At 73.7% G+C, this 13252-nt stretch carries 13 protein-coding genes; 4 read left to right on the top strand and 9 right to left on the bottom strand.

Annotated features, from left to right (window positions below; genetic code table 11):
- Nucleotides 1-33 precede the first annotated feature (33 nt).
- Genes ACFZBX_RS29335 through ACFZBX_RS29325 form a run of 3 tightly spaced genes read right to left on the bottom strand, consistent with a single transcriptional unit; the run spans nt 34 to nt 3406 of the window.
- The gene (locus ACFZBX_RS29335; protein ID WP_391536833.1) at nt 34-1071 is read right to left on the bottom strand and encodes a TolB family protein; all 1038 of its coding nucleotides are present in this window, start codon (nt 1069-1071) and stop codon (nt 34-36) included.
- Nucleotides 1068-2489, bottom strand: a complete 1422-nt coding sequence (locus ACFZBX_RS29330; protein WP_391536832.1) for an MFS transporter — start codon at nt 2487-2489, stop codon at nt 1068-1070. Before ACFZBX_RS29330 ends, ACFZBX_RS29335 begins: the two co-directional genes overlap by 4 nt.
- A 5-nt stretch (nt 2490-2494) precedes the next feature.
- Nucleotides 2495-3406, bottom strand: coding sequence for an alkaline phosphatase family protein (locus ACFZBX_RS29325; protein WP_391536831.1), 912 nt, complete (start codon nt 3404-3406; stop codon nt 2495-2497).
- Nucleotides 3407-3994: 588 nt separating this feature from the next.
- On the opposite strand from ACFZBX_RS29325, the gene ACFZBX_RS29320 reads away from it, so the two are divergent.
- Together ACFZBX_RS29320 and cobC are read left to right on the top strand one after the other, a co-directional pair.
- Entirely contained in the window at nt 3995-4387 is a 393-nt protein-coding gene (locus ACFZBX_RS29320) for a cobalamin biosynthesis protein (RefSeq protein ID WP_391536830.1), read from the top strand.
- Complete coding sequence (gene cobC, locus ACFZBX_RS29315) at nt 4384-5526, top strand: Rv2231c family pyridoxal phosphate-dependent protein CobC (RefSeq protein ID WP_391536829.1); 1143 nt, start codon at nt 4384-4386, stop codon at nt 5524-5526. Before ACFZBX_RS29320 ends, cobC begins: the two co-directional genes overlap by 4 nt.
- On the opposite strand, the gene ACFZBX_RS29310 is transcribed toward cobC, so the two are convergent.
- A complete protein-coding gene (locus tag ACFZBX_RS29310) occupies nt 5469-6053 on the bottom strand; it encodes a hypothetical protein (protein ID WP_391536828.1) in 585 nt (194 codons plus the stop codon). The genes cobC and ACFZBX_RS29310 overlap by 58 nt on opposite strands.
- A gap of 73 nt (nt 6054-6126) precedes the next feature.
- Nucleotides 6127-6696, bottom strand: coding sequence for a hypothetical protein (locus ACFZBX_RS29305; RefSeq protein ID WP_391536827.1), 570 nt, complete (start codon nt 6694-6696; stop codon nt 6127-6129).
- A 164-nt stretch (nt 6697-6860) separates the two neighbouring features.
- Here ACFZBX_RS29305 and ACFZBX_RS29300 point away from each other — a divergent pair, with 164 nt between their 5' ends.
- On the top strand, nt 6861-7466 hold the full coding sequence (locus tag ACFZBX_RS29300) for a hypothetical protein (RefSeq protein ID WP_391536826.1): 606 nt from the start codon (nt 6861-6863) through the stop codon (nt 7464-7466).
- 45 nt (nt 7467-7511) lie between these two features.
- Nucleotides 7512-7949, top strand: coding sequence for a GNAT family N-acetyltransferase (locus ACFZBX_RS29295; protein ID WP_391536825.1), 438 nt, complete (start codon nt 7512-7514; stop codon nt 7947-7949).
- A gap of 43 nt (nt 7950-7992) precedes the next feature.
- Here the strand turns inward: ACFZBX_RS29295 and ACFZBX_RS29290 are convergent, their stop codons facing one another.
- The 4 genes from ACFZBX_RS29290 to ACFZBX_RS29275 form a co-directional block, all read right to left on the bottom strand.
- Nucleotides 7993-9093 (bottom strand): LLM class flavin-dependent oxidoreductase, encoded by a 1101-nt coding sequence (locus ACFZBX_RS29290; protein WP_391536824.1) that lies wholly within the window; start codon nt 9091-9093, stop codon nt 7993-7995.
- Nucleotides 9094-9377: 284 nt separating this feature from the next.
- Nucleotides 9378-10400, bottom strand: coding sequence for a glutamine synthetase (glnII, locus tag ACFZBX_RS29285; RefSeq protein WP_391536823.1), 1023 nt, complete (start codon nt 10398-10400; stop codon nt 9378-9380).
- A 170-nt stretch (nt 10401-10570) separates the two neighbouring features.
- Nucleotides 10571-11599, bottom strand: coding sequence for an SCO1860 family LAETG-anchored protein (locus ACFZBX_RS29280; RefSeq protein WP_391536822.1), 1029 nt, complete (start codon nt 11597-11599; stop codon nt 10571-10573).
- A gap of 271 nt (nt 11600-11870) precedes the next feature.
- Nucleotides 11871-13252 (bottom strand): alpha/beta fold hydrolase (locus ACFZBX_RS29275; protein WP_391536821.1); only part of this gene is annotated, 1382 nt, incomplete at its 5' end.

Genomic DNA, 13252 nt, shown 5'->3' with positions numbered 1-13252 from the left:
CCCCGCTCCCCGCGTGCGCCCCGGGCGCCCCCGTCAGCCCAGGTACGCCGGGGCCACCGCCGCGTCGAGCAGCCGCCGGGCGGAGCCGGTGCCGTCGGCGGGGACGGTCCACAGGTCGGCGCCGAAGTCCCCCGGCATGGAGTACAGCAGGGTGTGGTCGTCGGCCCAGAGGGCCTGGTCGTCGATGCTGCGCTGCTCGGCGGTGGCGGTCTCGGCCATGGTGGCGAGGTCCAGCACGTACAGCCGCCAGGGGGCGTCCTCGGAGGCGCCGGGGACGCGCTTCTTGTAGGCGACCCGGGTGCCGTCCGGGGAGAGCGAAGGGCACTCGACGTTCTGGTGGAGGGTGGTGAGGGTGCGGGCGCCGAGGTCGCCGCGGACCAGCTGGGTCCGGCCGCCGGTGGCGAGGGTGGCGTAGAAGGCGTTGTCGTCGGCGAAGGTCACGCCCCAGATGTTGACGTCGGGCGCGCGGTACGGCTTGCCGTCCTTGATCACGTCGAACTCCTCCAGGTTCCCCCGGAGGTTCCAGTCCCGGACGTCGACGATCGAGGTGCGGGTGGAGAAGTCGGTGCCCGCGTAGGAGTCGCCGCTGACGAAGACGGTCCAGGCGGCGAGGTGGCCGGAGGGCGAGACCCGGGAGCGGGTGGGGATGCCGGCGGCCGGGAAGGAGCGCAGCTCGCGCAGGTGGTCGTCGAGGACGACGGCCCGGAAGGTGTCCTGGACGGCGCCGCGGTCGGCCTGGAGGCAGACGCCGGTGCCGACGGCGGCGTGGAAGCGCAGGCACTGGACGCCGGAGGAGGTGCGCGGGCCGTCGGGGCGGTCGGCGGGGACGGTGACGATCTCGTCGCGGTGCGGGCCCCAGGCCATGTTGCGGAAGAGCAACTGCCGGGCGGCGGGGACCTTGAGGGTGACCTCGCCGCGGGTGACGACGGGGCCGCCGGCCTGGACGCGGTCGCGTTCGGCGGAGCGGTCGGCGGCCCACAGGACGGCGCCGGTGCCGATCGCGCCGAGCAGGACGACGGCGACCAGCAGGATCAGCACCCGGGTGCGGTTGCGGAGGGGGGCGGTGGTCACGAGGGCACCTCGGCGTCGGCGGGGTCTTCGGGGGCGGGGTCGTCCGGGACGGCGGCGGGCTCGCGCAGCACGAACGCCGCGCCGGTGACGCAGCCGGCCAGCGCCAGCGCCGACCAGGTCAGCGCGGAGGTGCCGCCGACGGCGCTCCACAGCGCGCCGAACGCCAGCGAGCAGGCGAACCGGGCGAGCGCCTGTCCGGTGCCGACCAGGGCGAGTCCGGCGCCGCGCTGCGCGGCGGGGACGGTGTCGGCCGCGGCGGCGGCGAGCACGCCGTCGGTGGCCGCGTAGAAGGCGCCCTGCAGCAGGAGCACGCAGACCACCACCGGAAGCCCGCCGAGCGGGGAGAGCAGCAGCCCGTAGGCGAGCAGCAGGAGGCCGTGCCCGGCGAGGAAGAGCCGGCGGCGGCCGATCCGGTCGGCGAGCGCGCCGAACGGGACGGCGAGCAGCAGGAAGGCGCCCGCGGTGCCGAGCGGCAGCAGCGGGAAGTACTCGACGGCGAGGCCGAGCCGGCGCTGTACGAGCAGGTAGAGGAAGGAGTCGCTGACGGTGGTGAGGCCGAGCAGCACGGCGCAGACGGTGAGCCGGCGCAGCCCGGGGATGCGCAGCAGGGCGAGTCCGTCACGCAGGCGAGGCTGCCCGGTCGACGGCTGCCCGGTCGACGGCGCGTCGGCTTCGAGCCGGTTCGGCACGAAGAGCAGGAGGACGAGCACACCGAGCACCGCGACGCAGGCGCTGACCGCGAACACCGCGTGGTAGCCCTGCTGTTGGCCGCCGTCGGCGAGCAGATGGCCGCCGGCCGTGCGCAGCACCAGGAAGGCGGCGAGCGGGCCGAGCAGTGCGCCGGCCGTGTCCATCGCCCGGTGGACGCCGAACGCCCTTCCGCGGTGGGCGGGTTCGGTGGCGAGCGAGATCATCGCGTCGCGCGGGGCGGTGCGCAGGCCCTTGCCGGTGCGGTCGACGGCGAGCACGGCGCCGATCAGCGGCACGGTGCCCACCACCAGCAGCAGCGGCTTGCAGAGCGCGGAGAGGCCGTAGCCGACGGCGGCGACGGCCTTGTGCCGGGGTGCGCCGTCGCGCCCGCGCCGGTCGGCGAGGTGGCCGCCGGCCAGCCGGACGACGGCGCTGAAGCCGTTCTGGATGCCGTCGAGCAGGCCGAAGCCGAGCGGGGAGAGGCCGAGGCCGGTGAGCAGGTAGAGCGGCAGGACGGCGCTGACCATCTCGGCGGAGACGTCGGTGACCAGGCTGACCACGCCCAGGGCCACCACGGTGCCGGGGACGGCCGCCCGGGCGACGCGTCCGGCGCTGTCGGCACCGGGGCCGCCGGTACCGGTGCTGCCGTCGGCGGCCTCCCGCCGCCCCGGCCGGGTGGCGGCCGGGGCGGCGGGGGCCTTGGAGCTGCGGGAGTCCGCGACGTACACGGGCGTCAGTTCCAGATGCCCGTGATGGTGGCGGCGGTGGCGGCATTGCCCGCGTGGGTGGTCAGCCCCGCGAGATCCTCCAGGGTGCGCAGCACGTTGTAGTGGTTGTAGGTGGTGGCGGTGGTGGAGCCCGGGGTGACGTGGGCGCCGTAGAACACGGTGGGGATGCGGTTGCCGGAGAGCCTGTTGTCCTCGTCGAAGGTGACCACGAGGATGCTGTTGTTGTCCTTGGCCCAGGTGGCGTAGGCGCCCAGCTTGTTCTTGATCCACGTGTCGCCGGTGGAGACCGAGCAGTCGTGCATGTCGTTGCAGAGGTCCGGGACCACGAAGGAGACCTTCGGCAGGTTCGCGAAGTTGGTCGGGAACTGCGTCATGGTGAACGCGCTGCTGGTCGGCACGTTGCCGAAGCCGAACCACGGGTTGTGCTTCTGCGCGTACTTGCCGCTGGAGCAGACGGTCGAACCCTGGCTCGGCAGGCCCTCGTTGTAGCTGGCCCAGGTCTTGCCGGCGGCGATCAGCTCGGAGGCGAGGTTCGGCTTGTTGATCGAGCCGACCGGGACGCAGCTGTCGTCGGTGCGGCCCTGGTTGGAGCCGGAGAACAGCTGGTAGTAGTTGGGCTCGCTGGGGTGGGTGAGCCCGAACGACTGGGTGAGGGTGGCGCCGCCGGCCTTCAGCGTGTTGTTGATGTACGGCGCGCTGGAGGAGCCGATCACCTGGGTGTAGGCGTGGTTCTCCAGGACGACGACCACCACGTGGTCGGGGGTCGGCAGGGCGGCGGCCCGGGCGGTGGTGCCGGTGGCGGCCCAGAGGCCGAGCGAGCCGGCGACCAGACCGAGGCCGGCGGCGGAGGCGGTGAGGGTGCGGCGGCGGGGGCGACGCGTGGCGGCGCCCCCGGCGACGGGGGTCGTGGCGCTCATGTCAACAGTCTCCGGGGTTTCGGGCATGGTGTCCTCCGTGCGTCGGGGGGCGGCCGGGTCGGGGGAGGCGGCCCGGCCGCGCGGGAACTGCCGGATGGGAGAGGACCGCCGATCGGTGGACCGGCGGTTTCGGAGCGCCGCAAACAGTAGGAGCGGCGCGGTGGCGGCGGCCTCGGCGGGCACATGAAGAAAGGGCGAACAGCGGTCTCCGGCCGAGGATCGCCGTCGGACGCATGTCACAGCCGTCGCGATTGACCCGTCCGTCACGGGCGTGGTGGTATTTCGGCGGTCCTCGGCGCCCGGTACCGGCCTGACCTGGGCGTTCCGGTCGGCGGGAACCGACGGGTTTCGGCCGCCCCGGGAGGGTGCCGGCCACGGGCGGTCGGCGTGCGGCCCCGGACAGGTGTCGGGCGGGTGACGTGGAGAATCGGGACGTGAGCAGGGCGTGAGAGCGGCGTGAGAGGACCGGACGGGAACGGTTCGGGCGGGATCGGATCCGGCGCGTTGGGCGGTTCGGGTGACGGCAGGGGCACCGGGGGCACCGGGCATGCCGGGGACGCCTCAGGTCCGCTCGTCGTCGGGGTGGGCGTGCGCGGCTCGGCGACGGAGGCGGAACTGCTGGAGCTGATCCGGCGCGCCCTCGCCTCGGCCGGGCTGCCGTCCGGCGCCGTCGGCGCGCTCGCCACCCTCACCGGCAAGGGCGGCCACCCCGCCGTCCGCTCGGCCTCGGCGGCGCTCGGTGTGCCGGTGGCCGAGTACCCGGCCGCGGCACTGGCCGCCGTCCCCGTACCGAACCCGTCCGGCGCCGTCGGCGAGGCGGTCGGCACGGTCAGCGTGGCCGAGGCGGCCGCGCTGGCGGGGGCCGGCGGCGGGCGCGCCGAGCTCGTCGTCCCCAAACGGAAGTCGGCGGCCGCGACGGTGGCCGTCGCCCGCGCGCCCCGCCGTCCGCACGCCCGACCGAACCCAGGAGAGCAGCCGTGACCCCCCACTCCCCCACCGGACATGCCTCCGCCGAACCCGATCTGCGCCACCACGGGGACGCCGAGGTGCGCGCCGACGGCGCCGGTCTGGTCGACCTCGCCGTCAACGTCCGCACCGGCACGCCCCCGGCGTGGCTGCGCGAACGCCTCACCGCCAGCCTCGCCGACCTCGCCGCCTACCCCGACGGAACCGCCGCCCGGGCCGCCGTCGCCGAGCGGCACGGGCGGCCGGTGGAGGAGGTGCTGCTCACCTCGGGCGCCGCCGAGGCCTTCGTGCTGCTCGCACGAACTCTGACGTCACGTCACATAGCCGTCGTCCACCCGCAGTTCACCGAGCCGGAAGCCGCCCTGCGGGACGCCGGACACCCGGTGCGGCGGGTGCTGCTCACCCCGGAGGACGGCTTCCGGCTGACCGGGGGCGCGGTGCCGGAGGAGGCCGACCTGGTGGTTCTCGGCAACCCCACCAACCCCACCTCCGTCCTCCACCCGGCCGCCGCCGTCGCCGCCCTGGCCCGGCCCGGCCGCACCCTGGTGATCGACGAGGCGTTCATGGACGCCGTGCCCGGCGAGAGCGAGTCCCTCGCCTCGGCAAGGGACCTGCCGGGCCAGGTGGTCGTACTGCGCAGCCTCACCAAGACCTGGGGGCTGGCCGGCCTGCGGATCGGCTACGTGCTCGGCCCGGCGCCGCTGATCGCCGCCCTGGCCGCCGCCCAGCCGCTCTGGCCGGTCTCCACTCCGGCGCTGGTCGCCGCCGAGGCCTGCTCCGCGCCGCCCGCGCTCGCCGAGGCGGAGCAGGCCGCGCACGAACTCGCCCTCCGGCGCGAATACTTGGTGAAGAGCCTGGCCGCCTTCCCGGCGGTCCGGATGCACGGCGAGCCGGCCGCGTCCTTCGTCCTCGTCGAACTGCCCGGCGCCGACGCCGTCCGCGCCCGGCTGCGCACGCTCGGCTTCGCCGTCCGCCGGGGCGACACCTTCCCCGGCCTCGGCCCGGACTGGCTGCGCGTCGCCGTCCGGGACGAGGCCACCACGGACCGCTTCCTGACCGCCCTGGCGCAGGCGCTCGCAGCCGCCCCCGACGCCGGCTACTCACAGATCCCCGGCTCGGCGGCCGGCTCCAGCAGCACCGGGCCGGCCAGGTAACCCGGAGCGTCGAAGCGGAGCCGGCCGTCGGCGGTGAGGGTCGCCCACCCCGGCAGGACGCGCGGCGCGGAGCCGGGGCCCCACACGCCGGGGAGCCCGGGCGGCAGCACCGGCGGCCGGTCGGTCCACCACGAGTGCCCAGCGAAGCGCAGGTGGGTCGTCTCGCAGTGGGTGTTCCAGTCGAACGCGTAGGGGACGCCGACGGCGGCGGCGGGGCCGGGGTCGGCCGGGGTCAGGCCGGGCCGCACCTCGCGGCGCGGCGGCGGCAGGGTGACGGTGCCCGCCGGGGCCACCGTTGCCGTGGTCACCGTTGCCGTGGTCACCGCCGTGGTGGTCACCACCGCCCCCACCGTCGCCGTGGCCCGCACCGTGACGGGGGCCGGCCGGCCTCCGTCGGCCTCCGTGGTCGCCAGCACCACGGCCAGCGCCGCCCCGGCGGCCGCCACCACCGACCAGCGGGCCGCCCAGGCCCACCGGCTCTCCGCCGCCCCGCTCTCCCCGTCACCGAGCCCCTGGTTCCCACGCATCGCCGTCGCCCTCCTCGGAGCCTCGTCCTGGTGGCGATGGGACCCTCGGGACGGTCAACCGGTTCCCCGCACGTCAGACCCCCGGCCCGGCCGTCCCGCCCGCGACGCCCAACTCCGTGCGCGCCCAGGCCCGCAGGGTGGCGAAGTCCTCGGTCCGCAGGCCGATCCGGGGGTTGATCCGGAAGGTCGCCGCCGGTCCGGGGTGGTGGGCCGCTATCCACTCGGTGTCCTGCGGCCCCAGCTCGTCGTCCACCCAGACGAACGGCCGCCCGGCCGCCCACGCGACCAGGGGGCGGGTCTTCCAGTGGAGTCCGTCGGGCTCCTCGTGGTGCATCCGCGACCAGGCGATGTGCGGGAGTGCGGGCAGGCCGACGTGCGGGGCGATCCAGGTGTTGGCCTCGTCCTGCCAGGTCGTCGCCCAGACCAACTCGAATGGCAGGGATAGGAGTTCGCGCCCGTGGTCGGGGTTGAGCCAGAGCCGGAGCGGCTCGACCTCCTCGGCCGGGCGGCCGGGGAAGCGGGCCAGCCAGAACTCCGGCCGGATGTGGTGCGTGCGGTAGCCGGGGGGCTGTTCCTGCGGCTCGGCGGCGTACGGGTTCAGCGGGCCGTCGACGTCGAGGAGGAGCAACGGGAGTGCGGTCATGGGGGCGATCGTCCCGCGCGGCAGGGGCCCTGACCATCCCTTGACGGCGCCGCGGTCTGCGACAGGATCGGGATATTTCCCGCACCGGGCCGTGAACGGTCCCGTCGTACGGTCGTGGTGCGCCGGTGAGGAACACCGGCGGTCACGATCCTGGGGGACCCCGCATGCGTTCGCGCCGCCTCGCTCTCACCGCCGTCGCCGTCGCGGCGCTCGCCGTCACCGCCACCGCGTGCGGGCCGGAGAACAGCGACACCGCCGCCCCCGCGGCGAGCGCCACCGCCACCTCCGCCGCCACCGCGAAGCCGTCGGCCCCCACCGCCTCCGCCACCGCCACGCCCTCCCCCACCACCAAGCCCGCCGACGCCCCGCCCGCAGGCACCTGCGGCGCCAAGGACCTCGTCCTCACCGCCAGGACGGAGTCCCAGGCCGGCGGCTACATCCTGATCGCCGCCAAGGCCAAGCCGGGCGTCACCTGCACCCTCCCGCCCCGGCCCCCGGTCATCGCCTTCGGCTCGGGCGGCATCGAGGCGTCCAAGGCCGAGCAGGGCGCCAGCCGGCCGATCAGGCTCAGCGGCGCGGACACCGCGTACGCGGGCGTCATGTCGAAGACCACCAAGGACAACCAGGCCGTCGAGTTCAACGACGTCATCGTGGGCATCGGCAGCCCGGACCCCGACCCGGTCAGCCTGCCGGTCGGCCCGACCAAGGTCGACCGCCCGATCGTCACCAACTGGCACGACCTGCCGGAGAACGCCGTGCCCGTCCGCTGAGAAAGCCACTGGTCAGCGGGCCTGCTTCGGTGCTTGGATCGGGTCATGACCAGTGACACCGCCCTGCCGGACGGCTACCGGATCTCCACCGACCCCGCGCTCCTCGACGCCGGGCTGATCCACCGCTGGCTGTCCCAGGACGCCTACTGGGCGATCGGCCGCAGCCGCGAGAAGCAGGACCGGGCGATCGCCGGATCACTCAACTTCGGCCTCTACGAGCAGGCTTCGGGCGACCAGGTCGGCTACGCGCGAGTGGTCACCGACCACGCCACCTTCGCCTGGCTGTGCGACGTCTACATCGCCCCGGCCGCCCGTGGCCGGGGCCTGGGAACCGCCCTGGCCGCCGCCGTCCGCGACGAGCTCGCCGAGGACGGCCTGCGCCGCATCCTGCTCGCCACCGCCGACGCCCACGGCGTCTACGCCAAGGTGGGCTTCGACGCGGTGGCGAAGCCGGAGAAGTGGATGGTCCTCGGCGAGCAGTAGCCCCCCGGTCGCCGGCCCGCCGCGACGTGCCCTCCCGCACGGATCACACCGGCCGGCGCCACAACCCGCGGGCGGCCAGCACGGGCAGCACGCCCTCGCCGAACCAGTACGCCTCCTCCAGGTGCGGCATCCCGCTGAGCACGAACTCGTCGACGCCCAGCTCGTGGTACTCGGTCACCAGGTCGGCCACCTCCCGGTGGCTGCCCACCAGCGCCGTCCCGGCCCCGCCGCGCAGCAGGCCGACGCCCGCCCACAGCCCGGGGTACACCTCCAGCCGCTCCGCCGAGCCGCCGTGCAGCGCGAGCATCCGGCGCTGCCCCACCGACTCGCTGCGGGCCAGCGCCCGTTGGGTCTCCCGGACGCGCTGCGGGTCCATCCCCGCCAGCAGCCGCTCCGTCTCCGCCCACGCCTGCGCCGAGGTGTCCCGGGTGATCACGTGCAGCCGGATCCCGAACCGCACCACCCGGCCTTCGCGCGCCGCGAGGTCGCGGATCCAGGCGATCTTCTCCCGCACCTGCGCGGGCGGCTCGCCCCAGGTGAGGTAGACGTCCGCGAACCGGGCGGCGACCCCGCCCGCCGCCGGGGACGACCCGCCGAAGTACACCGACGGCACCGGGTCCGGCAGCCGGTTCAACCGGGCCCCCTCGACCCGCAGATGGGGACCGTCGTGGTCCACCGTCTCCCCCGCCCAGAGCCGCCGCACGACCGACAGGAACTCCCCGGTGCGGGCGTAACGCGCGTCCTTGTGCAGGAAGTCCCCGTACGCGCGCTGCTCCGCCGACTCCCCACCGGTCACCACGTTCAGCAACAGCCGCCCACCGGACTGCCGTTGGTACGTCGCCGCCATCTGCGCCGCCAGCGTCGGCGCGATCTGCCCGGGCCGGAACGCCACCAGGTACTTGAGCCGCTCGGTCACCTGGGTGAGCATCGCCGTCGTCAGCCACGCGTCCTCGCACCACGCCCCGGCCGGCGTCAGCGCCCCCTCGAACCCCAACTGCTCGGCGCTACGGGCGATCTGCCCCAGATACCCCAGCGACGGCGGCCGGTCACCCCCGGCCGCCCCGGGCGTCGACCCGTGGCCACCCCCGACGACATGCCGGCTGTCACCGTTGGTGGGCAGGAACCAGTGGAACGTCAGGGTCATGAACACACACTCCGCTACCGGAAGAGCCGCCTGGGAAAACGCCGGGAACCCTCACCGACGCCAACAGGCATCCGCCCACACCCGCCCCAGGTCCACGTGCAACCGTCGCACGAGGCCCGCGGAAACAGCGGCAGCGCATTCGTCCATACCCGCCATTCTCCGCCCCACCCCCAGCACGATCAAGAGCCCCTGCCATGAGCGCCGGAACGCCCGCAGGGCCTCCCCGGTGAGGTGGGGAGGCCCTGCGGGCGTCGGTGCGCGGGGCTGTCGGCGGTGGGCCGGGATCAGACCAGGCCGGCCTTCTCCAGGGCGGCGCAGCAGGTGTTGATCAGCAGGCGGGTGACGACGTAGGGGTCGACGTTGGCGTTCGGGCGGCGGTCCTCGATGTAGCCCTTCTGCTCGACCTCGACCTGCCACGGGATGCGGACCGAGGCGCCGCGGTCGGAGACGCCGTAGGAGTAGACGTTCCACGGGGCGGTCTCGTGCTTGCCGGTCAGGCGGGACTCGATGTCGGCGCCGTACTGGGTGACGTGCTCCAGGACCTTCTCCTGGGAGGTGCCCAGCGACTCGCAGGCGGTGATGATCGCGTCGTAGTTCTCGCGCATCGCCTTGGTGGAGAAGTTGGTGTGCGCGCCGGCGCCGTTCCAGTCGCCGCGGACCGGCTTCGGGTCGAGGGTGGCGTCGATGCCGAACTCCTCGGCGGTGCGGTAGAGCAGGTAGCGGGCGATCCACATGTCGTCGGAGACGGTCAGGGCGTCGACCGGGCCGATCTGGAACTCCCACTGGCCGGGCATGACCTCGGCGTTGATGCCGCAGATGGCCAGGCCGGCCTCCATGCAGCGGTCGAGGTGCAGCTCGACGATCTCGCGGCCGAAGACCTCCTCGGCGCCGACGCCGCAGTAGTAGCCGCCCTGCGGGGCCGGGTAGCCGCCCTCGGGGAAGCCGAGCGGGCGGGAGCCCTTGAAGAAGGTGTACTCCTGCTCGATGCCGAAGATCGACTCCTGCGCCGCGTACTGCTCGGCGACGCCGCGCAGCAGGGCGCGGGCGTTGGACTCGTGCGGGGTGCCGTCGGTCTCGTTGACCTCGCAGAGGACCAGGATGTGGTCGCCGCCGCGGATCGGGTCCGGGGTGACGCGCACCGGCGTCAGCACGCGGTCCGAGGCGTGGCCCTCGGCCTGGCTGGTCGAGGAGCCGTCGAAGCCCCAGGTGGGGATCTTGTCCGCGTTCGGCAGGACACGAGTCTTGGAGCGGAGCTTGGCGGTCGGCTTGGTGCCGTCGATCCAGATGTACTCGGCCTTGATTGCCACGGCGGTGTCCCTCGCAAACTGAGTGGTGGGTGCCCGCGTAGCGTTGCAAGCCGCCGTTTCCCGGTTGTTCCTCTTATGTAACGCGCATGTGAACCAACCGTCCGCATTGGCACGGTTACGGTGCGGGAGTGCCGCGGGTGGCACTCCCGCACCCGTGGGGGAGGCGGGGGTCAGCGCCGGCGGGCGTGGGCCGGGGCGGCGGCGCGGCGGCGGCGGGTGGCCCAGAGGGCGCAGGCGCCTCCGGCGACCAGGGCGGCGGCGCCGGCGGCGAGTGGGGACGCGGCGCCGTTGCCTCCGGTGGCGGCGAGGGCGTCGGGCGCGGCGGCGGGGCCGGAGGAGGGGGTTGCGGAGGGGGACGCGGTCCGGCGGGCGGTGGCGGTAGCGGCGGCGGCCGTGGCGGACGGGGTGGTGTCCGAGGCGGGCTGGGCCGCCGGGGTGGGCGTCGCGGTGGCCGTCGCGGTGGCCGTAGGGGCAGTGGACGGCGCCGGGCCGGCCGGAACGGGCTTCTCACAGCTCACCGAGGCGACCGTGATGGTCCCGGTCACCTTCGCGACGTTGAGGTTGAGCGGGTCCACCGCCACCCGGACCTCCAGGGCGGAGGCGGCGGCCGTCGTGGAGGTGGTGGTCTTCTTGGAGAACTCCACCTCCACGCTGCCGACCAGCGGCACGTCCACCTTGGTCGGCCCGTACAGGCTGACGGTGACCGGCTTGCCGAGGACGGTGAGCCCGACGGGCGCGACCACGTCGGCGGCGGGCTTCCCGTCGACGGGGCAGGTGGCGGTGGCGCTGAGCGCCTCCAGGCCGAGCAGGGTGGTCGCGGGCAGGCCGGGGGCGTGCACATCGGCGTCGGCGAGCGTGACGGAGGCGGTGGCACCCTCGGCGTCGACCTTGGTGACGGACCTACCGACGTCCGCCTTGACCAGGGTGACCGGGCCGGCCTGGTCGACGCCGGCGACCTCGGCGGTGAGGACGGTGCCCTCGCGCTGGGCCGGGGACTCGACCTTGTTGAGCGCGACGTCGACCGGGACGTCCACGGCATCGTTCAACAGCCGGACGTCCAGGTCGAGTTCGACGGTGACGGCGCGCGCCTTGCCCGGAGCGCCGGCGGGCGCGGGCTCGGCGGCCCCGGCGGGCGGAAGAGTGAGAACGGTGCAGGCCAGAGCGGCACTGGCTGCGGAAACGATTCGTCGAGAAGACATGGCGATACCCCCACGGCTGATGGCTGAGCCGCCAGTCTTCTCAAACGATCCGTCACATGAGATGCACAGAGCGTCATTTCACCCATTGGGGTGAAGTTGACGCTCTGCGCTGACGCACGTCTGCTACGGCAGTCCGAAAGCCCGGGCGCCACCGCATCATCCGCACGGTGGGACCCCGACCCGGCTCCACGGATCGATCCGTGGAGCCGGGTCGGGGTCTTCCCAAGGCCACCGCCGGTTCGTGTCGGCTGTGGCCGCCGTCGGTCTACCCCTACTCGGTGCCGGCGGGGAGGATCGCGTTCTCGGCGAGCTTCCGGAGCTTCGCCTCGACGAGGGGCCCGATCTCCCGGAACATGTGCGGCGTCGTGATGGTCTGGTGGGTGCAATCCACCTCGTGGTGGGCGACCTCGCCGTCCACGTACATGCTCCAGGCATCCGCCGGAATGACGTAGCCGGAGCGGTGGCGAGTGGCCGCGAAGATCATCGCGTCCGTCGAGACCTGCTGGTGGCGGTATTTGCTCATCAGCATGATGTTGTTCTTGATGACGCTCATCAGGGTGACGAAGCGGCTCTCCTCAAGGCTGCCGAGGATCGTGTTCGTCCCGCGTGCGAGCTTGGCGAAATCCTCGAACGTCGGCATCCCATTGGCCAGTTGTTCGGTGTTGACTCCGAGCGCCTCCAGGATCGCGCCGTACATCAACTGCATCTCGTCCTGCCGGTCGAACAGCTCCTCGGGAATCGGCTTGGCGGGATCGGAGTCCAGGAAGACCAGGAGGTCGACCCGCTCGCCGCGTTCCGCGAGCCTCCCCGCGATGGCGTGGGCCAGGATTCCGCCGAACGAATGCCCCATCAGGTGGTAGGGCCCTTCAGGCTGCACCTTCAGCATCTGCTCGATGCAGTCGTCCGCCACCTCCTCGACGCTGTTGCGGAGCTCATCCGGATGAGCCAGCCCGTGGGCCTGGAGCCCGTAGACCGGGAAGTCCGGGCTGAGGTACGGCAGGAGACCGGCGTACGACCAGCACATGCCCGCTCCCTGGTGCACGACGAACAGCGGAGCGTTCCGCCCCTGCTTCCGAAGTGGCAGCAGGACCTCGAAGGCACTGCCGGGTGTGCCGGCTTCGAGGCTCGCGGAGATCTCGGCGACGGTCGGCGCCTCGAAGAGCGTCTGGAGGGGCATCTCGGTGCCGAGGGTGGTCCGGATCCTGCTCGTGAGCTGGGTCGCCAGCAGGGAGTGGCCGCCGAGCGCGAAGAAGTTGTCATCGATCCCGACGCCGGGCAGACCGAGGATCTCGGCGAACAGGGTGCAGAGGATCTCCTCCTGCGGGGTGCGCGGTGCGCGGCCGCCGGCGGTGGACGTGTACTCCGGTGCGGGGAGGGCCTTGCGGTCGATCTTGCCGTTCGGGGTCAGCGGAATGCGGTCCAGGGTGACGATCGCCGACGGGACCATGTACTCCGGCAGCTGCGCCTGAAGCATCTGCCGCAGCGCCGTCACCAGCGCCCCACTGGTCCGCGCCCGCGCTGGCGAGTTGGTCAGAACGACACCGCCCCCGGAGGACCGGTACACACCGGTCACCGCCCGGGCGTCGGCCGCGTCCAGCAGGACCGCGTCGAACCCGCCCGGCAGGTCGGCACTCCACGTGACCACCGCCCGAA

Origin of the sequence: Kitasatospora sp. NPDC008115, from assembly GCF_042957205.1 — a bacterium.
Taxonomy (GTDB): Bacteria; Actinomycetota; Actinomycetes; order Streptomycetales; family Streptomycetaceae; genus Kitasatospora.
Note: the sequence above shows the minus strand (reverse complement) of the source record. Positions and strands in the feature narration are given on the sequence as shown.

What these genes read in the sequence shown, in the direction of transcription:
- ACFZBX_RS29280 (WP_391536822.1), bottom strand. Translation starts at nt 11,599, where the DNA reads ATGTCTTCTCGACGAATCGTTTCCGCAGCCAGTGCCGCTCTGGCCTGC.
- ACFZBX_RS29325 (WP_391536831.1), bottom strand. Translation starts at nt 3,406, where the DNA reads ATGAGCGCCACGACCCCCGTCGCCGGGGGCGCCGCCACGCGTCGCCCC.
- ACFZBX_RS29305 (WP_391536827.1), bottom strand. Translation starts at nt 6,696, where the DNA reads ATGACCGCACTCCCGTTGCTCCTCCTCGACGTCGACGGCCCGCTGAAC.
- ACFZBX_RS29310 (WP_391536828.1), bottom strand. Translation starts at nt 6,053, where the DNA reads ATGCGTGGGAACCAGGGGCTCGGTGACGGGGAGAGCGGGGCGGCGGAG.
- ACFZBX_RS29295 (WP_391536825.1), top strand. Translation starts at nt 7,512, where the DNA reads ATGACCAGTGACACCGCCCTGCCGGACGGCTACCGGATCTCCACCGAC.
- ACFZBX_RS29300 (WP_391536826.1), top strand. Translation starts at nt 6,861, where the DNA reads ATGCGTTCGCGCCGCCTCGCTCTCACCGCCGTCGCCGTCGCGGCGCTC.
- ACFZBX_RS29290 (WP_391536824.1), bottom strand. Translation starts at nt 9,093, where the DNA reads ATGACCCTGACGTTCCACTGGTTCCTGCCCACCAACGGTGACAGCCGG.